Annotated in this window: 27 protein-coding genes and 1 riboswitch; of the genes, 19 read left to right on the top strand and 8 right to left on the bottom strand. The window is 53.6% G+C overall.

Going from position 1 to position 26,671, the window contains the following annotated elements; all coding sequences use genetic code 11:
- Positions 1–210 precede the first annotated feature (210 nt).
- Genes assT through dsbI form a run of 3 tightly spaced genes read left to right on the top strand, consistent with a single transcriptional unit; the run spans position 211 to position 3,391 of the window.
- The gene (gene assT, locus OGY19_RS11820) at positions 211–2,007 is read left to right on the top strand and encodes an arylsulfate sulfotransferase AssT (protein WP_286596505.1); all 1,797 of its coding nucleotides are present in this window, start codon (positions 211–213) and stop codon (positions 2,005–2,007) included.
- Positions 2,008–2,030: 23 nt separating this feature from the next.
- Entirely contained in the window at positions 2,031–2,699 is a 669-nt protein-coding gene (locus OGY19_RS11815; protein ID WP_048213244.1) for a thiol:disulfide interchange protein DsbA/DsbL, read from the top strand.
- Positions 2,700–2,713: 14 nt separating this feature from the next.
- Positions 2,714–3,391 carry a protein-disulfide oxidoreductase DsbI gene (gene dsbI / locus OGY19_RS11810; protein ID WP_115601457.1) on the top strand — a complete coding sequence of 226 codons (678 nt, stop codon included), beginning with the start codon at positions 2,714–2,716 and terminating at the stop codon, positions 3,389–3,391.
- Between the two features lie 83 nt (positions 3,392–3,474).
- Here the strand turns inward: dsbI and ribB are convergent, their stop codons facing one another.
- Positions 3,475–4,128 (bottom strand): 3,4-dihydroxy-2-butanone-4-phosphate synthase, encoded by a 654-nt coding sequence (gene ribB, locus OGY19_RS11805; protein ID WP_048213246.1) that lies wholly within the window; start codon positions 4,126–4,128, stop codon positions 3,475–3,477.
- Between the two features lie 106 nt (positions 4,129–4,234).
- Positions 4,235–4,384: riboswitch (FMN riboswitch) on the bottom strand.
- Positions 4,385–4,516: 132 nt separating this feature from the next.
- Between ribB and ubiK the strand changes: the two genes are divergently transcribed.
- Positions 4,517–4,813 carry a ubiquinone biosynthesis accessory factor UbiK gene (gene ubiK / locus OGY19_RS11800; protein WP_048213247.1) on the top strand — a complete coding sequence of 99 codons (297 nt, stop codon included), beginning with the start codon at positions 4,517–4,519 and terminating at the stop codon, positions 4,811–4,813.
- Positions 4,814–4,846: 33 nt separating this feature from the next.
- Here ubiK and glgS read toward each other — a convergent pair whose 3' ends face one another.
- On the bottom strand, positions 4,847–5,053 hold the full coding sequence (glgS, locus tag OGY19_RS11795) for a cell surface composition regulator GlgS (RefSeq protein WP_086523459.1): 207 nt from the start codon (positions 5,051–5,053) through the stop codon (positions 4,847–4,849).
- A 260-nt stretch (positions 5,054–5,313) separates the two neighbouring features.
- Between glgS and OGY19_RS11790 the strand changes: the two genes are divergently transcribed.
- From OGY19_RS11790 to OGY19_RS11780, 3 genes are all read left to right on the top strand, one after another.
- Entirely contained in the window at positions 5,314–5,943 is a 630-nt protein-coding gene (locus tag OGY19_RS11790; RefSeq protein ID WP_115601456.1) for an OB-fold-containig protein, read from the top strand.
- A 24-nt stretch (positions 5,944–5,967) separates the two neighbouring features.
- The gene (locus OGY19_RS11785; protein ID WP_115601455.1) at positions 5,968–7,647 is read left to right on the top strand and encodes a flotillin family protein; all 1,680 of its coding nucleotides are present in this window, start codon (positions 5,968–5,970) and stop codon (positions 7,645–7,647) included.
- Between the two features lie 211 nt (positions 7,648–7,858).
- Entirely contained in the window at positions 7,859–7,918 is a 60-nt protein-coding gene (locus OGY19_RS11780) for a type I toxin-antitoxin system Ibs family toxin (RefSeq protein ID WP_137346154.1), read from the top strand.
- A 124-nt stretch (positions 7,919–8,042) separates the two neighbouring features.
- On the opposite strand, the gene hldE is transcribed toward OGY19_RS11780, so the two are convergent.
- The 3 genes from hldE to OGY19_RS11765 form a co-directional block, all read right to left on the bottom strand.
- Positions 8,043–9,476 carry a bifunctional D-glycero-beta-D-manno-heptose-7-phosphate kinase/D-glycero-beta-D-manno-heptose 1-phosphate adenylyltransferase HldE gene (hldE, locus tag OGY19_RS11775; protein ID WP_048213251.1) on the bottom strand — a complete coding sequence of 478 codons (1,434 nt, stop codon included), beginning with the start codon at positions 9,474–9,476 and terminating at the stop codon, positions 8,043–8,045.
- Between the two features lie 59 nt (positions 9,477–9,535).
- Positions 9,536–12,376 (bottom strand): bifunctional [glutamate--ammonia ligase]-adenylyl-L-tyrosine phosphorylase/[glutamate--ammonia-ligase] adenylyltransferase, encoded by a 2,841-nt coding sequence (glnE, locus tag OGY19_RS11770; protein ID WP_115601453.1) that lies wholly within the window; start codon positions 12,374–12,376, stop codon positions 9,536–9,538.
- Positions 12,377–12,501: 125 nt separating this feature from the next.
- Positions 12,502–13,803 carry a CYTH domain-containing protein gene (locus OGY19_RS11765; RefSeq protein ID WP_115601452.1) on the bottom strand — a complete coding sequence of 434 codons (1,302 nt, stop codon included), beginning with the start codon at positions 13,801–13,803 and terminating at the stop codon, positions 12,502–12,504.
- Between the two features lie 241 nt (positions 13,804–14,044).
- On the opposite strand from OGY19_RS11765, the gene OGY19_RS11760 reads away from it, so the two are divergent.
- Together OGY19_RS11760 and OGY19_RS11755 are read left to right on the top strand one after the other, a co-directional pair.
- A complete protein-coding gene (locus OGY19_RS11760; protein ID WP_115601451.1) occupies positions 14,045–14,665 on the top strand; it encodes a TIGR04211 family SH3 domain-containing protein in 621 nt (206 codons plus the stop codon).
- 61 nt (positions 14,666–14,726) lie between these two features.
- Positions 14,727–15,968, top strand: coding sequence for a multifunctional CCA addition/repair protein (locus tag OGY19_RS11755; protein WP_192464326.1), 1,242 nt, complete (start codon positions 14,727–14,729; stop codon positions 15,966–15,968).
- A 61-nt stretch (positions 15,969–16,029) separates the two neighbouring features.
- On the opposite strand, the gene bacA is transcribed toward OGY19_RS11755, so the two are convergent.
- Entirely contained in the window at positions 16,030–16,848 is an 819-nt protein-coding gene (gene bacA, locus OGY19_RS11750) for an undecaprenyl-diphosphate phosphatase (RefSeq protein WP_115601449.1), read from the bottom strand.
- Between the two features lie 90 nt (positions 16,849–16,938).
- Positions 16,939–17,307: a bifunctional dihydroneopterin aldolase/7,8-dihydroneopterin epimerase gene (gene folB / locus OGY19_RS11745; protein ID WP_115601448.1), complete on the bottom strand. Its 369-nt coding sequence runs from the start codon at positions 17,305–17,307 to the stop codon at positions 16,939–16,941.
- A 106-nt stretch (positions 17,308–17,413) separates the two neighbouring features.
- Between folB and plsY the strand changes: the two genes are divergently transcribed.
- Positions 17,414–18,031, top strand: coding sequence for a glycerol-3-phosphate 1-O-acyltransferase PlsY (gene plsY / locus OGY19_RS11740; protein WP_003024662.1), 618 nt, complete (start codon positions 17,414–17,416; stop codon positions 18,029–18,031).
- Between the two features lie 31 nt (positions 18,032–18,062).
- Here plsY and ttdR read toward each other — a convergent pair whose 3' ends face one another.
- On the bottom strand, positions 18,063–19,004 hold the full coding sequence (gene ttdR / locus OGY19_RS11735) for an L-tartrate utilization transcriptional activator TtdR (protein ID WP_115601447.1): 942 nt from the start codon (positions 19,002–19,004) through the stop codon (positions 18,063–18,065).
- A gap of 212 nt (positions 19,005–19,216) precedes the next feature.
- On the opposite strand from ttdR, the gene ttdA reads away from it, so the two are divergent.
- From ttdA to OGY19_RS11690, 9 genes are all read left to right on the top strand, one after another.
- The gene (gene ttdA, locus OGY19_RS11730) at positions 19,217–20,125 is read left to right on the top strand and encodes a L(+)-tartrate dehydratase subunit alpha (RefSeq protein ID WP_115601446.1); all 909 of its coding nucleotides are present in this window, start codon (positions 19,217–19,219) and stop codon (positions 20,123–20,125) included.
- A complete protein-coding gene (gene ttdB, locus OGY19_RS11725; protein ID WP_115601445.1) occupies positions 20,122–20,727 on the top strand; it encodes a L(+)-tartrate dehydratase subunit beta in 606 nt (201 codons plus the stop codon). The genes ttdA and ttdB overlap by 4 nt, the downstream gene beginning before the upstream one ends.
- 48 nt (positions 20,728–20,775) lie before the next feature.
- A complete protein-coding gene (locus OGY19_RS11720; protein WP_115601444.1) occupies positions 20,776–22,239 on the top strand; it encodes an anion permease in 1,464 nt (487 codons plus the stop codon).
- Positions 22,240–22,360: 121 nt separating this feature from the next.
- Positions 22,361–23,185 carry an urease accessory protein UreD gene (locus OGY19_RS11715; RefSeq protein ID WP_222116523.1) on the top strand — a complete coding sequence of 275 codons (825 nt, stop codon included), beginning with the start codon at positions 22,361–22,363 and terminating at the stop codon, positions 23,183–23,185.
- 10 nt (positions 23,186–23,195) lie between these two features.
- Positions 23,196–23,498, top strand: a complete 303-nt coding sequence (locus tag OGY19_RS11710; RefSeq protein WP_115601442.1) for an urease subunit gamma — start codon at positions 23,196–23,198, stop codon at positions 23,496–23,498.
- A 9-nt stretch (positions 23,499–23,507) separates the two neighbouring features.
- A complete protein-coding gene (locus OGY19_RS11705; RefSeq protein ID WP_115601441.1) occupies positions 23,508–23,828 on the top strand; it encodes an urease subunit beta in 321 nt (106 codons plus the stop codon).
- Positions 23,821–25,524, top strand: coding sequence for an urease subunit alpha (ureC, locus tag OGY19_RS11700; protein ID WP_115601440.1), 1,704 nt, complete (start codon positions 23,821–23,823; stop codon positions 25,522–25,524). Before OGY19_RS11705 ends, ureC begins: the two co-directional genes overlap by 8 nt.
- Positions 25,525–25,533: 9 nt before the next feature.
- A complete protein-coding gene (gene ureE, locus OGY19_RS11695) occupies positions 25,534–25,992 on the top strand; it encodes an urease accessory protein UreE (protein WP_003024684.1) in 459 nt (152 codons plus the stop codon).
- The gene (locus OGY19_RS11690; protein ID WP_115601439.1) at positions 25,992–26,663 is read left to right on the top strand and encodes an urease accessory protein UreF; all 672 of its coding nucleotides are present in this window, start codon (positions 25,992–25,994) and stop codon (positions 26,661–26,663) included. The genes ureE and OGY19_RS11690 overlap by 1 nt, the downstream gene beginning before the upstream one ends.
- The last annotated feature ends 8 nt before the right edge of the window (positions 26,664–26,671 follow it).

Raw genomic sequence — 26,671 nt, 5'->3', positions numbered from 1 at the left:
CTACGCAATAATAAATATTGTTCTCAGAATATCTCACTCATACTATCGGAAATAATAAAAAATAATTTCTGCAAATAATACATTTTATCAATATTAATATATTCACCATAATAGTTGAATCAGTAACACCATTTTATATTTTATCGACACCATGAAAACATAATATATTCAGCATAATTATATTTATAGGTAATATAAGGAGATATATCCATGTTTATACAATATCGAAAAACGCTTCTCGCAGGCACTCTGGCACTGACGTTTGGATTAACAGTCGGAAACTCTTTTGCCGCGGGTTTTCAACCCGCCCAACCCGCAGGGAAACTGGGCGCAATAGTCGTTGATCCTTATGGAAACGCCCCGCTTACCGCGTTAGTGGAATTAGACAGTCACGTTATCTCAGATGTTAAAGTCACCGTTCATGGCAAAGGCGAGAAAGGAGTTCCTGTTACTTATACTGTTGGCAAAGAATCGTTAGCAACCTATGACGGCGTGCCTATTTTTGGTCTTTATCAAAAGTTTGCTAATAAGGTCACCGTTGAATATAAAGAAAATGGCAAAGCCATGAAGGATGATTATGTGGTGCAAACGTCCGCCATCGTTAATCACTACATGGATAACCGTTCAATTTCCGATTTACAGCAAACGAAAGTGATTAAGGTAGCGCCTGGTTTTGAAGACCGTCTCTATCTGGTGAATACCCATACCTTCACGGCACAAGGGGCGGAATTCCACTGGCATGGCGAAAAAGATAAAAATGCCGGCATCCTGGATGCGGGTCCTGCGGGCGGGGCATTACCCTTTGACATTGCCCCCTTCACCTTTATCGTCGATACGGAAGGTGAATATCGTTGGTGGCTGGATCAAGATACCTTCTACGATGGCCATGACATGGATATCAATAAGCGCGGTTACTTGATGGGTATCCGGGAAACGCCGCGCGGCACCTTCACAGCCGTTCAGGGTCAGCATTGGTACGAATTCGATATGATGGGGCAGATTCTGGCCGATCATAAGCTACCGCGCGGATTCCTTGACGCATCGCATGAATCGATCGAAACAATCAACGACACCGTGCTACTTCGCGTGGGCAAACGCGATTATCGCAAAGAAGATGGCATCCATGTGCAAACCATCCGTGATCAGATAATTGAAGTAGACAAGTCCGGCCGTGTGGTTGACGTGTGGGATCTGACAAAAATACTCGATCCGATGCGTGATGCGCTTCTGGGTGCACTGGACGCAGGCGCGGTATGCGTCAACGTTGACCTCGCTCATGCCGGTCAACAGGCGAAACTGGAGCCAGATACACCTTACGGTGACGCCCTCGGGGTGGGTGCAGGTCGTAACTGGGCGCACGTTAACTCCATTGCCTATGATGCCAAAGATGACTCCATTATTATCTCTTCCCGCCATCAGGGCGTCGTTAAAATCGGTCGCGATAAACAGGTGAAATGGATCCTCGCTCCGTCGAAAGGCTGGAATAAGGCGCTGGCAAGCAAGCTGTTAAAACCGGTTGATGGTAAAGGCAACGCGCTAAAATGTGACGAAAACGGCAAGTGCGAAAACACCGATTTCGATTTTACTTATACACAGCACACCGCATGGCTCTCGAGCAAAGGGACATTAACCATCTTTGACAACGGCGATGGTCGTGGACTCGAACAACCAGCATTGCCGACGATGAAATATTCCCGTTTCGTCGAATATAAAATTGGCGAGAAAAAAGGTACCGTTCAGCAAATCTGGGAATACGGCAAAGAACGCGGTTACAACTTCTATAGTCCCATCACCTCGGTTATCGAATATCAGAAAGACCGTGACACCATGTTTGGCTTTGGTGGTTCAATTAATTTATTTGACGTTGGGCAACCAACCATTGGCAAAATCAATGAAATTGACTACAAGACCAAAGAAGTCAAAGTTGAGATTGATGTCCTTTCAGATAAGCCAAACCAAACTCACTACCGTGCATTACTGGTCCGCCCACAACACATATTTAAATAATCGCGTTAGATTAAGGATTAATTATGTCATCTAAATGGATTACTTCATTATTTAAAAGCGTGATATTAACCGCAGCGCTTGCCTCGTCGTTTGCCGCCTCCGCTTTTACAGAAGGCACTGATTATATGGTTTTAGAGCAACCGATTCCGAATGCTGATAAAACGTTAATCAAAGTATTTAGCTACGCCTGCCCGTTCTGTTACAAATATGATAAAGCCGTGACTGGCCCGGTTTCTGAAAAAGTGGCCGATCTCGTCACCTTCACACCATTTCATCTGGAAACCAAAGGGGAATATGGTAAACAGGCCAGTGAAGTTTTTGCAGTAATGATTGCTAAAGATCAGGCCGCAGGGATTTCATTATTTGATGCCAAATCGCAGTTCAAAAAAGCGAAATTCGCTTATTACGCTGCTTACCACGACAAGAAAGAGCGCTGGTCAGATGGTAAAGATCCGGCCGCATTCATTAAAACAGGTCTGGATGCTGCAGGCATGAGCCAGACAGATTTTGACGCCGCGCTGCAAGATCCCACCGTTCAGCAAACGCTGGAGAAATGGAAAGCGGCATACGACGTAGCCAAAATTCAGGGGGTTCCGGCTTACGTCGTTAACGGTAAATACCTGATCTACACCAAAAGTATCAAATCCATTGACTCCATGGCTGAGCTTGTCAGAGAGCTGGCGACAAAATAAACAGGGACCAGGCTATGGCTTTCATAAAAGGATTTTGGCGGGACTTACGTACCACGCCGGTTGATACGCTGGTGAGATGGCAGGAACGGCGCTTTCTGTGGCTACTGATGGCGTGCGCGATGGGCGGGTTAATAATACTGGCGCACTCATTCTTTCAAATCTATCTCTATATGGCTCCCTGCGAGCAGTGTGTCTACATTCGCTTCGCCATGCTTGTGATGGTTTTCGGTGGATTGATCGCGGCAATAAATCCCAAAAATGTTGCTCTGAAGCTTATTGGCTGCATCGCGGCATTTTATGGCAGCATCATGGGCATTAAGTTCTCCATCAAACTTAACGGCATTCATTATGCTGTACATAACCCGGATCCGGACTCGCTGTTTGGCGTCCAGGGATGTTCCACCGATCCGATATTCCCTTTCAATTTGCCGCTGGCAAACTGGGCTCCGGAGTGGTTTAAGCCCACAGGAGATTGCGGCTATGACGCCCCCGTGGTTCCCGATGGCGTAGCGCTCAGCAGTACGCAAAAGTGGTTTATCGATCTATACCAACAGTCTGAAGGCTGGTATCTGCTCCCGCCGTGGCATTTTATGAACATGGCACAGGCCTGTTTGCTGGCCTTTGGTTTATGTTTACTACTGCTGGTGATAATGAGTGGAGCCTGGGCTTTAAAACTGACCAGAACCAAATAATTGGAGCAAGAAACAAAAAAACCGAAGCCAGGAAGACGGCTTCGGTTTTTTATGCTTACCACAACTAACGTGGTAATAGTCTATTAGCTGGCTTTGCGCTCGTGCGCCTGACGATAAGCCACTAAATCTTCGATAGTGACTACAGCCATATTGTGCTTGCCGGCAAACTCAATGCACTGTGGCGCACGCGCCATAGTACCATCATCATTAGTCAATTCGCACAGCACACCAGCCGGTTTAAAACCAGCCAGCGTCACCAGATCGATGGTGGCTTCGGTGTGGCCACCGCGAGTTAACACACCGCCAGCCTGAGCACGCAGCGGGAAAACGTGACCCGGGCGATTCAGATCGGAAGGTTTAGCGCCATCTTTAATCGCCGCGCGAACTGTAGTGACACGGTCTGCTGCGGAAACACCGGTAGTCACACCTTCTGCAGCTTCAATGGTCACGGTAAAACCCGTACCATAAGCGCTGGTGTTATTTTCCACCATCATCGGCAGATCGAGCTGTTTGCGTCGGTCTTCAGTGATGCACAGGCAAACAATACCGCTACCGTGACGGATGGTCAGCGCCATCTGTTCAACGGTCATGGTTTCTGCCGGGAAAATCATATCACCTTCGTTTTCACGGTCTTCATCGTCAAGCACCATCACACCGCGTCCTTCACGCAGTGCAGCAAGCGCATGTTCAACACGTTCGAAAGGCGTACCAAAAGAGGAAAGTAGCGTCTGATTCATGGTAAAAAAACCTCACTAAATTTATGGTTACCAGAATCAGGGCAGTCTTAGGAGTGCCGTCAAAGCGGCAAAAAAATAACGTGAGCGGGTCCATGCCCGACTGGATCGTTACTCTCTCCCATCCGGACTCTAACCGTCGGCCCCGGAATTACACCGGATCTGCTGACCTTTTCGCATTCACGAAAAGCGCTCGCGGGCTTTCAACATCAGTTGATTTACCGCCGGTGGGGAATTTCGCCCCGCCCTGAGAATAAGCGGGTTAACTATAACGCTATTGATTACCTTCATCAACGCCTTTACTCGTCTTAGCTTCACACAATTCTGGTTTATGCCTGTGCCAGTTCGCACTACAATAGGCAGCAACACGTACCAGTTCAGGGAAACCACAATGATTGACCCGAAAAAAATTGAGCAGATTGCTCGTCAGGTTCACGAGTCGATGCCGAAAGGGATCCGCGAGTTTGGCGAAGACGTCGAGAAGAAAATTCGTCAAACGCTTCAGTCACAGCTGACCCGTCTGGATCTGGTAAGCCGTGAAGAGTTTGATGTACAGACTCAGGTTTTGCTGCGTACTCGTGAGAAGCTGGCGCTGCTTGAGCAACGCCTGACTGAGCTGGAATCGCGTGAAACAACGGCAGAAGTTAAGCCTGCCCCGGCGATCCCATCAGTCGATCCGCAAGAGTAAAAACGACAACGGGCCGCAAGGCCCGTTTCTCTGTTAGTGTTCCAGTTCCAGCTTCCTGGCCTCCGTCGCCTGCTGGCAGTAAAGTGCATAGCGTTTGCAAAACCAGCTACGGTGTTCTTCATCCATATTCCCAGTTATCGCCTGGATATCAACGGGATGGCCCTCAGCCTGCATCCTGGCAAAACTTCGGGCCAGGAAATCGAAATTGTTCATTGAATACATACTGCTGTTCATGAGCATACCCTCCAGTTATTGAATATCTGCTAAGGCCATATGCTTTTTCTGATTTCAGTATTTCCCTGGATGCGAAGATATTCTGCACATATTGTGCGCAAAAAAACCTTCAGCTTCACAGTTTCCTACGAAATCTAAGAGGGGGATGAGCCTCTTTTCGGATTCAAGACCAGGAGGACGCATGTTATTGTAACGTCATGTAAAAGTAAGAGGTGAAACCATTACTTTTGACACTATCAGGGAACGCGGTCGCAGGAGGAAGAAAGTTGGTTTTATTCACGGATTATAACGGACCCTACCTGTTTGCTATTTCATTTGTCCTGCTGATTGGCTTACTGGAAGTCATCTCTCTTGTTTTCGGGCACTTCCTTTCGGGCGCACTGGATGCGCATCTCGATCACTACGATGCCCTGACTTCAGGCAATATTGGACAAGCGCTGCACTATTTGAATATCGGACGTATTCCCGCACTGATCGTGCTGTGCTTACTCGCTGGCTTCTTTGGACTCTTCGGCATCCTTCTTCAACATGGTTCGGTCACACTGTGGCAAGCTCCGCTCAGCAACCTGCTGCTTGCTCCGCTGAGTTTTATTCTTGCCGTCTTCGCCGTGCATTACAGCGGAAAAATCATTGCTCCCTGGCTGCCACGGGATGAAACCACCGCTCTCGCAGAAGATGAGTTTATCGGCAGCATGGCGATTATTACCGGACATTCCGCAAGTGCCGGAACCCCATGCGAAGGGAAATTTACCGATAAGTTCGGGCAGACCCACTATGTGCTACTAGAGCCTGAAGCAGGCAAAGAATTCAAAAAAGGAGACAAGGTGCTGATTATCTGCCGACTCTCCGCAACGCGTTACCTGGCCGAGCTAAACCCCTGGCCAAATGTTTTGTAATTTTTACTTTAAGGGAATAACACAATGGATGATGTTTTTGGCATGTTACCTTCATGGATGTTTACCGCCATTGTGGCGGTGGTCGTCTTAGTAATTATCGGGATTATTTTTGCCCGCCTGTATCGTCGTGCGTCTGCTGAACAGGCGTTTGTGCGTACCGGCCTTGGCGGACAAAAAGTGGTGATGAGCGGCGGCGCAATTGTCATGCCTATCTTCCACGAAATCATTCCTATCAACATGAACACCCTCAAACTTGAGGTAAGCCGTTCAACTGTCGACAGTCTCATCACCAAAGACCGTATGCGCGTAGATGTTGTCGTCGCCTTTTTCGTGCGTGTGAAACCGTCTGTTGAAGGGATTGCTACCGCCGCACAGACGCTGGGACAGCGGACGCTGTCACCAGAGGATTTACGTGTGCTAATAGAAGATAAGTTTGTCGATGCCCTGCGTGCCACTGCGTCCCAGATGACCATGCATGAACTGCAGGATACGCGTGAAAACTTCGTTCAGGGCGTACAAAATACCGTCGCGGAAGACCTGTCCAAAAACGGCCTGGAACTGGAGAGCGTTTCACTCACCAACTTTAACCAGACCGAAAAAGTCCATTTCAACCCGAATAACGCCTTTGATGCCGAGGGTCTGACCAAGCTGACCCAGGAAACAGAACGCCGTCGCCGCGAACGTAACGAAGTCGAACAGGACGTTGAAGTTGCGGTACGTGAGAAAAACCGTGATGCGCTGTCGCGCAAGCTGGAGATCGAGCAGCAGGAAGCCTTCATGACGCTCGAGCAGGAGCAGCAGGTGAAAACCCGCACGGCCGAGCAAAACGCCAAAATCGCCGCCTTCGAAGCCGAACGTCATCGTGAAGCTGAACAGACGCGTATCCTTGCCGAACGCCAGATTCAGGAAACAGAAATCGAACGCGAGCAGGCGGTGCGCTCAAGAAAAGTCGAGGCCGAGCGTGAAGTTCGTATCAAAGAGATCGAACAGCAGCAGGCAACGGAGATAGCCAACCAAACCAAGTCCATCGCCATTGCTGCCAAGTCCGAGCAACAGTCTCAGGCTGAAGCGCGAGCTAACGATGCCCTGGCCGAAGCGGTTCGCGCCCAGCAGAACGTAGAAACCACCCGCCAGACCGCGGAAGCGGATCGTGCCAAACAGGTCGCGCTGATCGCCGCGGCGCAGGATGCAGAAACCCAGGCAGTTGAACTGACCGTGCGGGCAAAAGCCGAAAAAGAAGCCGCAGAATTGCAGGCGGCGGCAATTGTTGAACTGGCCGAAGCGACGCGCAAAAAAGGTCTCGCAGAAGCCGAAGCCCAGCGTGCGCTCAACGATGCCATCAACGTGCTTTCCGACGAACAGACCAGCCTGAAATTTAAGCTGGCTCTGCTGCAGTCTCTGCCAGCGGTTATTGAGAAATCCGTTGAGCCAATGAAGTCTATCGATGGGATCAAGATTATCCAGGTTGATGGCCTGAATCGTGGTGGCGCCGTCGGTGAAGTGAATGCAGGTAACGTAAGCGGTGGAAATTTGGCTGAGCAGGCATTATCAGCCGCCCTTGCCTATCGTACACAAGCGCCGCTGATTGACTCGCTGTTAAATGAAATTGGTTTGTCCGGCGGTTCGCTAAATGCGCTTACCACTCCGTTAAACGCCACGACAACAGTCGACGTTAACCATCAGACAACGATAAAAGAAGAATAACGACTTCTGCCTTATGTCCCCCGTCCCTGGCCCATAAAGCCGGGGATTTTTTATTCTGGCGCGCCGTTTTGCGTGGATGCTCCAGCAATAAAAAAACCTGCGGGAGAAAGCCCTTGCGCCTGTCAGGTCGCTCACTAACAATCGCTTGGTCAGCAAGGGGCTGCAACGAGAAAGCCCCTCTCGAAGAAGGGGCTTTAATAAGGAAAGGGTTATGATGAAGCGAGTCATCATACTGGTTGTGCTGTTACTGTTAAGTTTCCACGCTTACTAACAGTCAATCAGAGGGGGGAGAAATCCCCTCTCACCCTTATTCCTGTACTTTAGGTCGAAAAAACAGCAGCGTCAACAGCGGGAAACGCACAGAAACGAAAAGTTTGACCCGTTTCCAGCATTTGTTATTTATCGCTGTCTTTCTGGATCTTCTTGATGATATTGGTCGTCGAACAACCATCTTCGAAGTTCAGCACCAACACTTCTCCGCCGTTGGCCCATACCTCTTTGCTGCCCGCAATATCTTCTGGCTTATAGTCGCCGCCTTTGACCAGCAGATCCGGCAGGATGCCAGCGATCAGACGCTGCGGCGTATCCTCTTCAAAAGAGACCACCCAGTCGACGGATTCCAGCGCGCCCAACACGATCATGCGCTGTTCCAGCGGGTTGACCGGACGCGTTTCGCCTTTCAGACGTTTGGTCGACGCATCGCTGTTTACCGCCACGATCAGGCGATCGCCCAGCTTGCGCGCATTTGCCAGATAGGAGACATGGCCCGCATGCAGGATGTCGAACACGCCGTTAGTCATCACCACTTTCTCACCGCGCTTGCGGGCGCTGGCGACGGCCTGTTTCAGCTCAGATTCGCTCATCACGCCAAAACCAGTATCAGCCCGACCACGCACGGCGTTTTCCAGTTCAATCGGAGAAACGGTGGAGGTTCCCAGTTTACCGACCACAACACCGGCTGCGGCGTTAGCAAAATAGCACGCCTCTTCCAGCGAGTTACCCGCCGCCAGCGTCGCCGCCAGCACGCCGATTACCGTATCGCCCGCACCGGTTACGTCATACACTTCCTGCGCCTGCGTCGGCATATGCAGTGGCGATTTGCCCGGTTGCAGCAGCGTCATACCCTGTTCTGAACGGGTGATCAGCAGTGCGGAAAGGTCGAAATCAGCAATCACTTTCATGCCGCGCTCAACCAGTTCATCTTCGCTTTTGCATTTACCGGCTACCGCTTCAAACTCAGACAGGTTCGGCGTTAGCAGCGTTGCGCCGCGGTAACGCTCAAAATCGGTCCCTTTCGGATCGATAAGCACCGGCACGCCAGCCTTACGCGCCAGAGCAATCATTTGCTGCACGCTTGCCAACGCGCCTTTGGCGTAGTCAGAGAGCACCAGAGCGCCGATAGAACCCAGCGCCTGATTAATACGCTCGTGCAGCGGTTGCGGATCTACGCCTTCAAAACCTTCTTCGAAATCCAGACGAATCAACTGCTGATTGCGGGAAAGCACGCGCAGTTTGGTGATTGTCGGATGCGTCGGCACGGAAACGAAGTCGCATTTTACGTTCACATCCGCCAGCGTTTTGCTCAGCGCACGCGCCGCGTCGTCGATACCAGTCAAACCCACCAGACGAGAATTTGCGCCCAGAGAGGCAATGTTCATCGCCACGTTTGCTGCGCCACCGGGACGTTCTTCGATGGTATCGACCTTCACCACCGGAACCGGCGCTTCAGGTGAAATACGGCTGGTAGGGCCGTACCAGTAGCGATCCAGCATCACATCACCGACAACCATGACTCCTGCACGTTCAAACTCTGGCAGCGTTACTTTCATTCCTGTCTCCTGAGAGATTCTCTGAGGGTCTTAAAATTTGCGCGCGATAATAGCACACTTCACTCGGCAACCAGCCACTTCTGCCAGCTGTCACGCACCAGCGTACGTTCAGCACTGAAGTGTTCAGGCGCTACATGGCCCGGAAGTTCCTGCAACGCAAGATGGTGAAGTTCATCGCGCAGCGTTGTATAAGCGCGGGTAAGCGCCAGCGCTTCCTGCTCATCCATAATGTCGTTTTGCGCCAGCAATTCCAGAATGCGCACGTTATCCGACCAGCGCGTCAGCTTCGGTTTTTCATGCGCATAGCGCAGCACCAGATATTGCGTAATAAACTCAATATCGGTAATGCCACCCTCATCCGCTTTAATATCAAAACGATCCCGATGTTTATTGCCCAAATGGGCGCGCATTTTCTCACGCATTTCACGCACGTCGGTCTGCAAGGTTTTCCCATCACGGACGAGGGTCATGATATCGCGACGAATCGCATCAAACTGAGAGGTCAACTGCGGGTCGCCGTATACCACGCGAGCACGCACCAGCGCCTGATGTTCCCACGTCCAGGCTTCGTTGCGCTGGTAGTCAGCGAAAGCATCTGTTGAGGTCACCAGCATTCCCGCCGCGCCAGACGGACGCAGCCGCGCATCCACTTCGTACAAAATACCGGACGAAGTACGGGTACTGAAAAGGTGCATAATGCGCTGCGACAGACGCAGATAGAACTGTCGCCCGTCAATCTCACGCTCACCGTCCGTCATCACGTCCATCGGACAATCATGCAGGAAGATCAAATCGAGATCCGAACTGTAGCCCAGTTCCCAGCCGCCCAGTTTGCCATAGCCGACGACGGCAAAACCGCGCCCCTCACGTTCACCAAGATGCGTTGGCTGCCCGTAGCGAGCAACCATCTGCGTCCACGCCTGCTGGACTACCGCATCGATAATCGCTTCCGCCAGCCAGGTTAAGTGATCGCTCACTTTCATCACTGGCAGCGTACCGGCAATATCAGCCGCGGCAATACGCAGTAGCTGCGTTTGTTTAAACTGGCGCAGTGCCTCCAGTTGCTGTTCTTCGTCATCTTCCGGTACGCGCAGCAAATACTGGCGCAGCTCATCGCGGTAGGCATCCGTCGCGGTGGGTTGATACAGGGTGTTCGGATCCAGCAGTTCATCGAGCAACAGCGGATACCGCGCCAGCTGGCTGGCAATCATCGGCGAGGCGGCACAGAGCGAAATCAGGTGCTTAAGCGCTCCCGGGAATTCACTCAGCAGCTCCAGATAGGTCGTGCGGGTCACAATGCCCACCAGCAGCGGAGTGATGCGCGACAGCGGTATTGAGGCGTCGTCACGCGTACAGACATCGCTCAACAGATGCGGCATTAAATGATCCAGCACCTGACGTCCGCGCGGGCCAATGGTGCGTTTATCCAGCTCTTTGCGGAAATCGGCAATCAGAGACAGCACGCGCCGGCGATCTTCATCCGCCAGATGCGTCAGCACCGGCGTGGTATCATCTTCCTGTAATGCGTCCTGCCACAGTTCGCGCCACTGTTCTGAGAGTGACTCTTCCTGGGTTTCGGCCTCGTCATCGCCAATCAGCTCGTTGAATACCCGGCGCACGTTGTCCATATGATTGGCCAGCACATCAGTTAACTGTAGCCAGTCATCAACGTTCATCCCCCACGCCAGTCGCGCGCGATTCAGTTCATCGACCGGCAACGTCTGGGTCTGTTCATCATTGATGCTTTGCAGCAGGTTTTCCAGGCGGCGTAAATAGAGATAGGCTGCGCGCAGTTGTTCCGCGTCGGTATCAGAAAGCAAGTGCAGCGCATTGATGGCGCTAAGTGTCGGTAACAACGAGCGGGATTGCAGCGATGGCTCGCGCCCACCGCGAATCAGCTGGAATACCTGCACGATAAATTCGATTTCACGAATGCCGCCCGCCCCCAGCTTGATGTTGTCTTTCAGGCCACGACGGCGCACTTCACGCGCAATCATCCCTTTCATGTTACGCAGCGACTGGATCACGCTGAAATCAATATAGCGACGGAAGACAAAAGGCCGCAGCATGGCACGAAGCTCGCTGACGTATGTGCCGTCGGCATCGCCCATAATGCGGGCTTTAACCATCGCATAGCGTTCCCAATCGCGCCCTTGTTCCTGGTAATAATCCTCCAGCGCGGAGAAGCTCAGCACCAGCGGGCCGCTGTCGCCAAACGGGCGTAAACGCATATCCACCCGATAAACAAACCCATCCATTGTGGGCTGATCCAGCACTTTGATAAGCCGCTGGCCCATACGGGTAAAGAACTGGGCGTTATCCAGTTCGCGACGCCCACCCTGCGTACTGCCGTGTTCCGGCCAGGCAAAAATCAGGTCGATATCGGAGGAAAAATTCAGCTCGCCACCGCCCAGTTTCCCCATGCCTAAAATCAGCAGCGGCTGCGCAACACCTTCAGGATTACACGGCGTTCCCCACTCACGACAGCAGGCGTCATACAACCAGTCTCGAGCGGCAATAATCAGCGTTTCAGCCAGATGGCTTAACTGCTGCAAAATACTCTCTTCCGTCACCAGCGACAGCGTCTGTGCCCAGGCGATACGCACCATAATGCGACGGCGAAACAGGCGTAACTCACGCATCAGTGTGTTTTCGTCACTAACATCAGCCAATGCATGCTGTAACCAGTTGGCATAGTGTTGCCATTCATCCGCCAGGGGTGGAGCGCTTTCCAGCTCAGCCAGCCATTCGGGATGGGCAATAATGCTGTCACGGACAAAATCACTGAATGTAAGTACTGACTTCGCCTGAACGCTAAGTGAGGACTCAGATATTGCTGCTGGCAGCCGCTCAACAACGGTCGGCCAGTACTGCTGTAACGGTGAAGAGAGCTGCTTCATTTACGGGTTATCCTTTGAATGGTGCCGGATGCGTCTTTTCGCCTTATCCGACCTACATGACAGTTACACACATCGCGTAGGCCTGATAAGCGCAGCGCCATCAGGCATCCCGGCCTCGGCCCTGATTATCGTTTTCCGCTGTGCAGCCAGAACGGTTCCAGTGCAATCGCCTCGTTACGGAAGTGTTCAATTTCAATATATTGGTTGGCCGCAATGGCACGACGTAAGCCCTGCCAAGTAGCGATCCATTCCGATGCGACATTTTCGTCGTAGTATCCCGCCAGCATCAGCATGCTATCAATGTTGCGCGTCAAACGTGGAAGTTGATCGGCGTACTGATCGCCCAACGGCTGCGCAAAAGCGGTTTTCAGCTCAGCGGCATGGCGTGAAAGATGGGTATCAGAGAAGCGCTTAAAGGAGTCGGCAATTTTGCCCTGCGCCTTCGCATCCAGGAACGGCTGCCACCCTTTGGTCACCAGCCATTCGGTCAGCGCCAGCTTGGCCATTGCCGTTTGCGTACTGTAAACCGCCGAAATAGCAGAAACGTCCGACGCAATGATCGCTTCCGATTGGGTCAGCAAATCACGTAAGTGAGCGCTCGCTTTTCGTGGCACATTACCGCCAAACAACATCAGAATGTGACGCACCAGACCCATTGCCGCCAGCACCTCGGCTTTCGCCCCTTTCACGCCGCGTACCCACAGCTCTTCGTGGTACTGCCACTGTGATAATGCCAGCTCCAGCGCCGCTTCCAGCCCCTGCTCAATGCTCGCCTTCGCCGGAACCTTCAAAATCCGCGTCGGTTTGAGTTCGCGCAGCGCATTCCCCTGGGCCAAATGATAACCGCGCGCTGCCTTGCTCAAACTGCCCTGGCGTAAACCGGTTTGCGAAACCAGCTGGTTTGCCAGCTTCAGTACCGCACGGGTATCGCCGCTTAGCAGTTCAAGTTCAAGCTCACAGATAGGTTCTGCAAACTCGCCCGCTTTCACTTCCCCCAGATCGAGGGCCATTTCAATCCGGCTGCCATCAACATCAACCAACCATTTCTCACGGTAAAAATCGGTGCTGAACAACGGCTGCACTTGAGAAGCAAGTTCAGCGGGCAGTTTGCCATCAGGCCAGACTTCCGTTGGGAACAAGGCGAGATCCAGCTCAGGCGCGTTTAGCGCAACGTTAAATTCCGGTCGCTGATGCAGACCGCCCGTCACGCGTCCGGCAATTTTCATGGTCATTTCGTAATGACCGTTTTCACCGCGAATACGCAGCCCCATATCGTGACCACGCAACCACGCATCCGGCGTTTCGTAGTAAATATTCAGCAACTGGCTGGGCGCATGATGCTCTCCCCCCAGCGTATTCAGACGTTCACGTAGCGCATCGACAGCGTCACTATTAACGATAAATTTTAATTCGATTTCCTGGGCCATGGTCTTGTACTTATGGGTTATGTCACAGTTGAGAAAACTGACTGCGAACTAAGTTCGTTCTTTATGGTCAGTAGATAGTATTTTGCGCCAAATTGCCATGCAACGAGCAATTTGACGGGCGTAAAAGTTTCGAGTGGTGGCAAAAAGGACACAGATGATTCCGATTGATGTCGAATGCTTTGCGTAGAGACACTGATGCCACTACTATCGTTCCACTTTCTATGACAATAACGACAGCCTGATGCCAAAATTACGCCTGATTGGATTAACTTTACTCGCACTTAGCGCCACTGCAGTCTCTCATGCCGAAGAAAAGCGCTATGTCTCTGACGAACTGAACACCTGGGTCCGCAGCGGTCCGGGAGATAATTATCGCCTCGTGGGTACGGTTAACGCCGGCGAGGAAGTCACGCTATTACAGACCGATGCCAACACCAACTACGCCCAGGTGAAAGACAGCACCGGACGTACCGCCTGGATCCCACTGAAAGAGCTGAACAGTACGCCGAGCCTGCGTACCCGAGTTCCCGACCTGGAAAACCAGGTTAAGACCTTGACCGATAAGCTCCATAATATCGATACCACATGGAATCAGCGTACCGCCGACATGCAGCAAAAGGTAGCGCAAAGCGACAGCGTGATTGACGGGCTGAAACAAGAAAACCAGAAGCTGAAGAACGAACTTATCGTGGCGCAAAAGAAGGTGAGCGCAGCCAACCTTCAGCTCGATGACAAACAGCGCACCATCATCATGCAGTGGTTTATGTATGGCGGCGGCGTGCTGGGTCTTGGTCTGCTGCTCGGTCTGGTTCTGCCACACATGATCCCAAGCCGTAAACGCAAAGATCGCTGGATGAACTGAATCGCCTTCTCCGCCACACTGACATATGATTAAGGGATGTTTTTTTCAAAAGGAAAGTGGCGTGAAGATTTATCTGGTCGGTGGTGCTGTTCGGGATGCGTTATTAGGGCTACCGATTAAAGATAAAGATTGGGTCGTTGTCGGCGCCACGCCGCAAGGAATGCTCGACGCGGGTTACCAACAGGTAGGCCGCGATTTCCCCGTGTTTCTGCATCCGCAAACCCGGGAAGAGTATGCGCTGGCGCGTACTGAACGTAAATCAGGTTCGGGATATACCGGATTCACCTGCTACGCCGCGCCAGATGTGACGCTGGAGGCCGATCTTCAGCGGCGCGACCTGACCATCAACGCAATGGCCCGCGATGACAACGGGGAGATTATCGACCCGTATAACGGACGCGACGATCTGGAAAACCGCCTGCTGCGTCATGTTTCCCCGGCCTTTAGCGAAGATCCGCTGCGCGTGCTGCGCGTGGCGCGCTTTGCTGCCCGTTATGCGCACCTCGGCTTTCGTATCGCTGACGAAACCATGACGCTGATGCGCGACATGAACGCCGCTGGCGAGCTGGAACACCTGACGCCTGAGCGCGTGTGGAAAGAAACGGAAGGTGCCTTAACCACCCGCAACCCACAGGTATTTTTTCAGGTCCTGCGCGATTGCGATGCCCTGCGCGTGCTGTTCCCGGAAGTGGATGCCCTGTTTGGCGTTCCGGCCCCCGCACAGTGGCACCCGGAAATTGATACCGGTATTCACACGCTGATGACGTTGTCGATGGCGGCCATGTTAAGCCCGGAGGTCGACGTGCGTTTCGCCACGCTGTGTCACGATCTTGGCAAAGCATTAACGCCTAAAGCGCTATGGCCGCGCCATCATGGCCACGGTCCGGCGGGCGTTAAGCTGGTCGAGCAACTGTGTCAGCGCCTGCGCGTACCGAATGACATTCGTGATTTAGCCAAACTGGTGGCCGAGTTCCACGACCTGATTCATACCTTCCCGATCCTGCAACCGAAAACCATCGTTAAGCTGTTTGATTCCATCGATGCATGGCGCAAACCGCAGCGCGTGGAGCAAATCGCCCTCACCAGCGAGGCCGACGTGCGTGGGCGAACCGGTTTTGAAGCGGCGGATTACCCGCAAGGCAGGCTGTTGCGTGAAGCCTGGCTGGTTGCACAAGCGGTACCCACGAAAGATGTCGTGGAAGCGGGATTCAAAGGTCAGGCAATTCGTGAAGAACTGACCCGGCGTCGCATTGCGGCGGTGGCCAACTGGAAGGAGAAGCGGTGTCCTAAACCCACCGCCTGAACGGATATCACCCGTAGGCCGGATAAGGCGAAACGCCGCCATCCGGCACCACGGTAAGTCATCAGAAGAACACGACGTAAACGGCAGCCGCCACAATAAAGCGGTAAATAGCAAACGGAATGAACGAAATACGCTTAATCAGCTGCAGGAAGGTTTTGATCGCCACCAGTGCCACGATAAACGCCGTCACAAATCCAACTGCAAACATTGGGATATCTGATGCACTAAGGAACGACCAGCTCTTGTAGAGATCCAGCGCCGTCGCGCCCATCATCATCGGCACAGCCAGCAGGAAAGAGAATTCAGAGGCCGCGTAACGGCTCACCCCCATCAGCATACCGCCAGAAATCGTCGCACCGGAACGAGAAAAACCAGGCCATAGCGCCAGACACTGGAAACAGCCAATCATAAACGCCTGTCGATACGTCATATCATCCAGACCCGGCGCGCGCGGCTCTTTCGGTTTGAGGCACTCTGCGACAATCAGCAGCACGCCCCCCACCACCAGCGCATACATCACGTTGATCGGATGAAACAGTGACTTGATGGTGTCGTGGAAGACCAGCCCCAGGACAACGGCTGGAATCATCCCCAACAGGATATGCCCCAGCGTCAGCCGACCTTTACCAGTACCTTCATGCGGGGCCTTGCCAAAGTGAATGCCAATTAAACCAAACAGACGTCGCCAGAACATCACCACTACCGCCAGAATGGAACCCAGTTGGATCACGACTTCAAACGTTTTTGCGGTATCGCCCTCAAAACCTAACAAGTGGCCAACAATTATCATATGGCCGGTACTGGAAACGGGTAGGAACTCCGTCAGCCCTTCGACCACACCCAAAATTGCCGCCACCAGCAGCGAGTGCATATCACTCATCAATAAACCCCTAACGAAAGAGAAAAAGCACGGCAAAAAAGAGCCGACGTCAGGACTCTTTTATACCCGTTTGATTTAGAAATTATTAAATTAATTATTTTCTTTCAGATTATTGCCACGCTCAATGACGACCCCGACGTTTGCCGCACGGGCCACCGCACCAGGTTTGCTCAGCTTGATGCGCACCCACGGAGAATTAAAGCGGTTAAGTAGCAGATCCGCCACCTCTTCCGCCACACGTTCTACCAGCGCAAAACGCCCGCCTTCCACATGGTTAACAACCGTTTGAGCAATATCAGCATAGCTCAGGCAATCAGCCACATCATCGCTTTTCGCCGCTTTGCGGTTATCCCACGCCATTTCGATATCGAACACCAACTGTTGTTCGATCGTTTGTTCCCAGTCGTAAACACCAATAGTGGTGATTACAGAAAGTTGCTCTATAAATACAATATCCATCACGACCTGCCTGCTTTTTGGCTAACCCGGATACCACTTCCGGCGAAATATGCGTATTATCCACAGAAGTAGCGTTTTACACGACATTTTCAAAACGGAACAGCTTATGAGTGCAATCGCGCCTGGAATGATTATCTTCGCGTACCTCTGTGGCTCAATTTCCAGTGCTATTCTGGTATGCCGCCTTGCTGGATTGCCGGACCCGCGCGACAGCGGCTCTGGGAATCCGGGCGCGACAAACGTGCTGCGCATCGGTGGCAAGGGAGCCGCCGTCGCGGTACTGATTTTCGACGTCCTGAAAGGTATGTTACCCGTCTGGGGTGCCTATGCGCTAGGCGTCAGCCCCTTCTGGCTGGGATTGATCGCAATCGCCGCCTGTCTGGGACACATTTGGCCGGTATTTTTCGGCTTTAAAGGTGGAAAAGGCGTTGCCACCGCCTTTGGCGCAATTGCGCCGATTGGCTGGGACTTAACCGGCGTGATGGCCGGAACCTGGCTACTAACCGTCCTGTTAAGCGGCTATTCGTCGTTAGGCGCTATCGTCAGTGCGCTGATCGCCCCTTTTTACGTCTGGTGGTTCAATCCCCAGTTCACTTTCCCGGTGTCCATGTTGTCGTGCTTAATTCTGCTTCGTCACCATGACAACATTCAGCGTCTGTGGCGTCGTCAGGAGCCGAAGATCTGGACCAAGCTGAAGAAAAAACGCGAAAAAGACCCCGAGTGATTTTATTGTCGGATAGCGACGCGTCGGTGTCTTATCCGGCCTCGGGGATGTGATACCCCTCCACCGGTTTGCCTAATCGGTTCTGACACCACGTCGCCAGAAACTCCACGCACACGCGAAGCTTCACGCTGCGATACAACGGCTCCTGATAAACCGCCCAGATATTGGCGCTTTGCGCATAGTCCGGTAGCACCCGCACCAGTTCACCGCTAGCCAGAAACGGTTGTACGTCCCATTCAGAACGCAGCATGATCCCTTTTCCCTGCAGCGCCCACTGCAGCACAATCTCACCGCTGTTAGAAGAAAGGTGTCCCGCCACCTTAACCGACTTTTTCTCCTGGCCGTTATCCAGTTCCCACACCCCGTGAGTCATATCCCGTTCTTTGGTGACCAGACAATCATGCCGAATTAATTCCTGTAACGTCGTCGGCCCACCGTATTTTTGTAAATACGCCGGCGCTGCGCATAATATCCTTTTATTTTTCGTTAACAAATGCGCAATATAATAATCAGGAATTTCATCATTGATACGAATATCCAAATCGATATTATCCTGCGCCAAATCAATTTGCCGATCGTAAAGTTCAAAATGTACCTGTAATTCAGGATAGCTGTGCATCAATTCGGTAATTGCCGGTGCAATATAACTGCGCCCAAAACCAAAGCTACAGCCGATACGAATCATCCCTGCCGGACGCGTTTTGAGTTGCGTAACGTCATCGACCAGATGCTGATAACCTGCGAGGATCGCCTGCGCATGTTCATAGCAACGCTGACCACTCTCCGTTAGCGCCACGCCGCGCGCCGAGCGGCTTAGCAACGTAGCCCCCAGCGTAGACTCAAGGATCTGAATGCGTTTCGTCACAAACGCCGGCGTTTGCCCCAGCGTCGCAGCGGCGGCGCTAAAGCTGCCGCTATGAACAATTTCAACCAGCACCTGCAGGTCTTTCGCCAGGGGATACGTGTTCAGCATGATCGGTAATCCGTAATGTGGTTAACCGCAGTGTAATTCTCCCATACGTATTAAACCCTGCCCTGGCGCAATTTTTATTGCCTTATCTGGACATCATTCACGAACTGTTAATTAGATATTCACAGTGCCAAATAATATAAAACCACATTTTTAGTGGTAGTTTGTGGCGGAGAATTTATTTCCAGACAAATAAAAGAACTGGAGTTAATAAGATGAGCAATCAAAATAACCAACATGCGATAACTACGCTGACGAACATTGTCGCCGACTTTACCGCCATGATTTCTACCCGCATGCCTGACGATGTTGTGGATAAATTAAAACAGCTGCGTGAAGGCGAAACATCAAAGATGGGTAAAATCATCTACCACACCATGTTTGACAACATGCAGAAAGCTATCGACCTGAATCGTCCGGCCTGTCAGGACACCGGGGAGATTATGTTTTTTGTGAAGGTCGGTTCCCGTTTTCCACACCTCGGCGAACTGCAAAGCATTCTGAAACAGGCCGTTGAAGACGCCACGGTAAAAGCGCCGCTGCGCCATAACGCGGTTGAGATTTTTGACGAAGTGAATACCGGAAAAAATACCGGTACCGGTGTGCCGTGGGTCACCTGGGACATCATCCCTGATAACGATGACGCGGAAATCGAAGTCTACATGGCAGGCGGCGGCTGTACGCTGCCGGGGCGCTCGAAAGTGTTAATGCCTTCTGAAGGCTATGAAGGCGTGGTGAAATTTGTCTTCGAAAATATCTCCACGCTGGCAGTCAACGCCTGTCCGCCGGTACTGGTGGGCGTGGGTATTGCCACCTCTGTAGAAACCGCTGCCGTGCTTTCTCGTAAAGCGGTGCTGCGCCCAATCGGATCACGCCATCCAAACCCAAAAGCGGCAGAACTGGAACTGCGCCTGGAAGAAGGACTTAACCGTCTGGGCATTGGGCCGCAAGGGTTGACCGGGAATAGCTCAGTGATGGGTGTGCATATCGAATCCGCCGCGCGCCACCCGTCGACTATCGGCGTTGCCGTCTCTACCGGCTGCTGGGCGCATCGTCGCGGCACGCTGTTGATTCATGCCGACCTCTCCTTCGAAAACCTGTCTCACACCCGGAGCGCGTTATGAAAAAGATCCTCACAACCCCGATCAAAGCCGAAGATCTGGCTGACATTCGCGTTGGCGATGTCATTTACCTGAGCGGCACGCTGGTGACCTGCCGTGACGTTTGCCACCGCCGCCTGATCGAACTGAAGCGCCCGATTCCTTATGACCTGAACGGCAAAGCCATTTTCCATGCGGGCCCGATCGTCCGTAAGAACGGTGAAAAATGGGAGATGGTCTCCGTCGGCCCAACTACCAGCATGCGTATGGAAGCGTTTGAGAAAGACTTTATCGAGCAGACGGGCGTCAAGCTGGTGGTCGGCAAAGGCGGCATGGGGCCGCTGACGGAAGAAGGCTGCAAACAGTTTAAAGCGCTGCACGTCATCTTCCCGGCTGGCTGTGCGGTCGTGGCGGCTACTCAGGTTGAAGAAATTGAAGAGGTACACTGGACCGAACTCGGCATGCCGGAATCTCTGTGGGTATGCCGGGTAAAAGAGTTCGGCCCGCTGATCGTTTCCATCGATACCCACGGTAATAACCTGATTGCCGAAAACAAAAAGCTGTTCGCTGAACGTCGCGATCCTATCGTCGATGAAATCTGCGAGCACGTGCACTACATCAAATAACCCTCCCGGAGGGGCGTAACGCCTCTCCCTCTTCGCAGGGATACAACAATGGCACCTTTAGCTGGTTGGTGGCGATACCTGGCTCCGCTGGTGGTCATCGCCATTATTGCTGTTCTGCCCGTCCCCACCGGTCTTGAGAGTCATACCTGGCTCTATTTTGCCGTCTTTACCGGTGTGATTGTCGGGCTTATTCTGGAACCTGTACCGGGCGCGGTGGTAGCGATGATTGGCATTTCGATCATCGCTGTCCTTTCACCGTGGCTGCTGTTCAGCCCGGAGCAACTCGCGCAGGACGGTTTTAAATTTACCGCCAAATCGCTGTCGTGGGCGGTATCTGGATTCTCAAACTCGGTCATCTGGCTGATCTTCGCGGCCTTTATGTTTGGTACTGGCTATGAGAAAACCGGCCTTGGTCGGCGAATCGCGCTGATGCTGGTGAAAAAGATGGGGCACCGGACGTTATTTCTCGGCTATGCGGTGATGTTCTCCGAACTTATCCTCGCTCCCGTCACGCCTTCCAACTCCGCGCGCGGAGCCGGAATAATCTACCCGATTATCCGCAACCTGCCGCCGCTGTATAATTCACAACCCAATAGCGCCAGTTCACGCTCCATTGGCTCGTACATCATGTGGATGGGCATTGTCGCTGACTGCGTTACCAGCGCTATTTTCTTAACGGCGATGGCACCGAACCTGCTGTTGATCGGCCTGATGAAAGGCGCGTCCCACACGGCGCTGAGCTGGGGCGACTGGTTCTTAGGCATGCTGCCACTGAGCATTTTGCTGGTGCTGATCGTGCCGTGGCTGGCATATGTGTTGTATCCACCGGTACTGAAATCCGGCGATCAGGTTCCACGCTGGGCGGATACAGAGCTAAAAGCGATGGGACCACTCTGCGCCCGCGAGAAAAAGATGCTGGTGCTGATGGTCGGCGCACTGGTGTTGTGGATTTTCGGCGGCGATTTTATTGACGCGGCGATGGTCGGATACAGCGTAGTGGCGTTGATGCTGGTTTTGCGCATCATCAACTGGGATGACATCGTCAGCAATAAAGCCGCATGGAACGTCTTTTTCTGGCTGGCCTCGCTGATAACGCTCGCCACCGGACTGAACAACACCGGCTTTATCTCCTGGTTTGGCAAACTGCTGGCGGGAGGACTGAGCGGCTATTCGCCGGTGATGGTGATGGTAACGCTGATCGTGGTGTTCTACCTGCTGCGATACTTCTTTGCCAGCGCCACGGCGTATACCTCTGCCCTCGCGCCGATGATGATTGCCGCCGCGCTGGCGATGCCGGAAATCCCATTACCGGTCTTCTGCCTGATGGTCGGCGCCGCCATTGGCCTGGGCAGCATTCTGACCCCATACGCCACCGGTCCCAGCCCTATCTACTACGGCAGCGGCTATTTGCCGACGGTGGATTACTGGCGGCTCGGCGCTATTTTTGGCCTGATTTTCCTCGTGCTGCTGGTGATCACCGGTCTGCTCTGGATGCCCCTCGTGTTACTGTAAACTCCCTTGGGCGGCGTATTGTCGCCCCTTTTTCCATAAGCTTCTCATATGACCCTTTTCCCGATGCGCTGAGGCATACTTTTTTGTATGCAAACACCCTCATGCTGATAAGGGAAACGCTCTGGACACGGTTGCGTACGAGACACTCACACGGGGCTGGCAGGCCGAACTGGATCTGAATTTTACCCGCACCGGGCACAAAACGGTGCTCGCCTCGGCGCGTCATCATGGTCCATTGACGGTTCAGCGTCCGTTTTACCCGGAAGAGGAGGTCTGTCACCTCTATTTGCTGCATCCACCTGCGGGGATCGTTGGCGGAGATGAGCTTCATATTGCCGTCACACTCGACGAAAACAGCCATGCGTTAATCACCCAGCCCGGCGCGGGCAAGTTTTATCACAGCCGAGGGCCACAAGCGTTGCTGCGCCAGCACTTTACCCTCGCCTCGCACGCCACGCTGGAGTGGCTGCCGCAGGATACAATCCTCTTTCCCGGTGCCAACGCTGTTATTCAGTCTGTATTTCACATCGCATCAGAGAGTCGTTTGCTGGCCTGGGATCTGTTGTGTCTTGGGCGACCAGTTATGCAAGAGACCTTCAGCCACGGCGTGCTGCAAAATCGCCTGGAAGTGTGGCGAGATGACCTGCCGCTGTTGATAGAACGCTTGCAGTTGCAGGAGGGAGAGCTGAGTGGCGTTGCGCATCATCCCTGGGTCGGCACGTTGCTGTGTTATCCGGCCAACGAACACATGCTGGAGGGCACGCGGGAGCGGCTTATGGCGCTTGGCGATTACGCCGGGGCAACACTTAACGACTCGCTGCTGACAATCCGTTTTCTTGCTAACGACAACCTGGTTGTTCAGCGCGTTATGCGTGACATCTGGCAATTCCTGCGCCCGCTACTGACACACAAAGTGCCCGTACTACCGCGAATCTGGCAAACCTAAGAGAACCCTTATGGAACTGACCCCCAGAGAAAAAGATAAGTTGTTGCTGTTTACCGCCGCGCTGGTGGCGGAACGTCGCCTGGCCCGCGGGCTGAAGCTGAACTACCCGGAATCGGTGGCGCTGATTAGCGCTTTCATCATGGAAGGCGCGCGCGACGGGCAAACCGTGGCCGCGCTGATGGAGGATGGGCGTCACGTCCTGCGTCGCGATCAGGTGATGGAAGGCATACCGGAAATGATCCCGGATATTCAGGTTGAAGCCACCTTTCCGGACGGATCGAAACTGGTCACTGTCCACAACCCGATCGTCTAAGGAGCGGCAATGATCCCAGGTGAATATCAGATCGCAAAAGGCAATATCGCGCTTAATCAGGGGCGGGAGATCTGCACGATCGTGGTGGAAAATCATGGCGACAGGCCCATCCAGGTGGGATCGCACTATCACTTTTTCGAAGTGAACCCGGCGCTGCGCTTTGACAGGCTGGCCGCACGCGGCTTTCGTCTGAACATTGCTGCGGGCACAGCGGTGCGTTTTGAGCCGGGACAAAAACGTGAAGTCGAACTGGTGCGCGTTGCTGGCGCACAAAGGATCGTGGGTTTTCGCAGCGAAGTGATGGGCGCGCTGGAGGCAGATAATGAGTGAAATTTCCCGGCAGGCGTACGCCGACATGTTTGGCCCAACCACCGGCGATAAAGTGCGTCTGGCGGATACCGACCTGTGGATCGAAGTGGAAAAAGACTTCACCACCTACGGCGAAGAGGTCAAATTCGGCGGCGGAAAAGTTATCCGCGACGGCATGGGCCAGGGGCAAATGCGCGCCGATGCATGTGTGGATCTGGTGATAACCAACGCGCTGATCGTCGATCACTGGGGGATCGTGAAAGCGGATATCGGTATCAAAGCCGGCAGGATCTTCGCCATCGGCAAGGCAGGTAATCCCGATATTCAGCCCAACGTTACGATCCCGATAGGCGTGGGAACTGAAGTCATCGCCGGGGAAGGCAAGATCGTCACCGCAGGCGGCGTGGATACGCATATTCACTGGATCTGCCCACAGCAGGCGCAAGAGGCGCTGGTTTCCGGTGTGACAACGATGATCGGCGGCGGCACCGGTCCGGCCGCGGGCACTCACGCCACCACCTGTACGCCGGGTCCGTGGTACATCGCTCGCATGCTGCAGGCGGCAGACACGTTACCGGTTAACATCGGTTTACTGGGCAAAGGTAACGGCTCAAATCCTGACGCCCTGCGCGAGCAAATCACCGCGGGCGCAATTGGCCTGAAAATCCATGAAGACTGGGGTGCCACGCCTGCCGCTATCGACTGCGCGCTGACCGTGGCCGACGAGATGGACATCCAGGTCGCGCTGCACAGCGACACGCTCAATGAGTCCGGTTTCGTGGAGGATACGCTGGCGGCGATTGGCGAGCGCACCATTCATACTTTTCACACCGAAGGCGCGGGCGGCGGTCATGCGCCGGATATCATCACCGCCTGCGCGCATCCGAATATCCTGCCCTCCTCTACGAACCCGACGCTGCCCTATACCATCAACACCATCGACGAGCATCTCGACATGCTGATGGTTTGCCACCATCTCGATCCGGATATCGCCGAAGACGTGGCCTTTGCCGAATCACGCATTCGCCGGGAAACGATCGCTGCCGAAGATGTGCTGCATGACATTGGCGCCTTTTCCCTGACCTCGTCCGATTCACAGGCAATGGGGCGCGTGGGCGAAGTGATCCTGCGCACCTGGCAGGTGGCGCACCGCATGAAGACGCAGCGTGGAGCTTTGGCAGAAGAAACCGGTGACAACGACAACCTGCGCGTTAAACGCTACGTCGCCAAATACACCATTAATCCGGCGCTAACCCACGGTATCGCCCATGAAGTCGGCTCCGTTGAGCCTGGCAAACTGGCCGATCTGGTGCTGTGGTCACCGGCATTCTTTGGCGTAAAACCGGCGACGATCGTTAAAGGCGGGATGATCGTCTGTGCGCCGATGGGCGACATCAATGCCTCGATCCCCACCCCGCAGCCGGTGCATTACCGCATGATGTTCGGCGCACTTGGCGCAGCGCGGTATCACACCCGGCTGACCTTTATTTCGCAGGCCGCTGATGCGCGAAACATCGCGCAGCAGCTCAATCTGCAAAGCGCCATCGCCGTCGTTAAAGGCTGCAGAACAGTGAAAAAGGCCGACATGATCCACAACGACCTGCAACCCAATATCACCGTCGATGCTCAGACCTACGAGGTGCGTATTGATGGCGAACTGATTACCAGCGAACCGGCAAACGTTTTGCCGATGGCACAACGCTATTTTCTGTTTTGAGGAGTGACGATGATCTACCTGACCCAACGCCTGGACCACGCTCACCGCGTCACCGCAAGCGTCACGCTACCCATTGATATGCGAGTAAAAAGTCGTGCCAGAGTGGCGCTGAACGACGGTCGCGAAGCCGGGCTGATGCTACCGCGCGGTTTGCTGTTACGCGGTGGCGACCTGCTGACCACCGACGATGGCAGCGAAGTGATCGAAGTGATCGCCGCGCCGGAGTCGGTTTCCGTGGTGCGCTGCGCCGATCCTTTCCTGCTCGCCAAAGCCTGTTATCACCTCGGCAATCGCCACGTTCCGTTGCAAATCCTGCCCGATGAGCTGCGCTACCATCACGATCACGTGCTGGACGCCATGCTGCGACAGTTCAACCTCGAGGTGACGTTCGCTCAACTACCGTTTGAACCGGAAGCAGGCGCTTATGCCAGTGAATCACACGGGCATCATCACGGCCATGCGCACTGATGCATAACACCCAACAGCTGCGTCTGATGCAGCTCGCCAGCAGCGCACTCCCGGTGGGGTCGTTTACCTGGTCCCAGGGTCTGGAGTGGGCGGTGGAGATTGGCTGGGTGAAAAGCGTCGATGACTTCTCTGCCTGGCAAATTCAGCAGATGGAGCAGAACTTTTTTACCGTCGACCTACCGCTGCTGGCGAGACTGTATCGCGCCTGCGAGCAGGACGATCTCGCTGCCGCACGCCGCTGGACCACTTACCTGTTAGCCTGTCGCGAAACCCGCGAACTGCGGGATGAAGAACGCAGCCGGGGCGCGGCGTTTACGCGGCTGGTCACCGACTGGGAGGCGGATTGCTCGCGAGAGTGGCGCCCCCTCTTCGCCGACAGCCAACTCTGCGGCATGGCCTGGCTGGGCGTGCGCTGGAGAATTCCCCTGACCGAACTGGCGTTAAGCCTCGGCTACAGCTGGATTGAGAGCGCTGTGATGGCTGGCGTCAAGCTGGTTCCTTTTGGACAACAGGCGGCCCAGCGTTTGATTATTGCGCTCTGCGATCGCTATGCGCAGGGTCTGGCACAGGCGCTGGCGTGTCCTGACACCAGTCTCGGCTCCGCAACGCCGTTGGCCGCCATCGCCTCTGCCCGGCATGAAACGCAATATTCCCGATTATTCCGCTCCTGAGGAGAAAA

This window comes from Citrobacter sp. Cy070 (assembly GCF_030332245.1).
GTDB lineage: Bacteria > Pseudomonadota > Gammaproteobacteria > Enterobacterales > Enterobacteriaceae > Citrobacter > Citrobacter youngae.
This window is presented reverse-complemented; position numbering and strand designations above follow the sequence as displayed.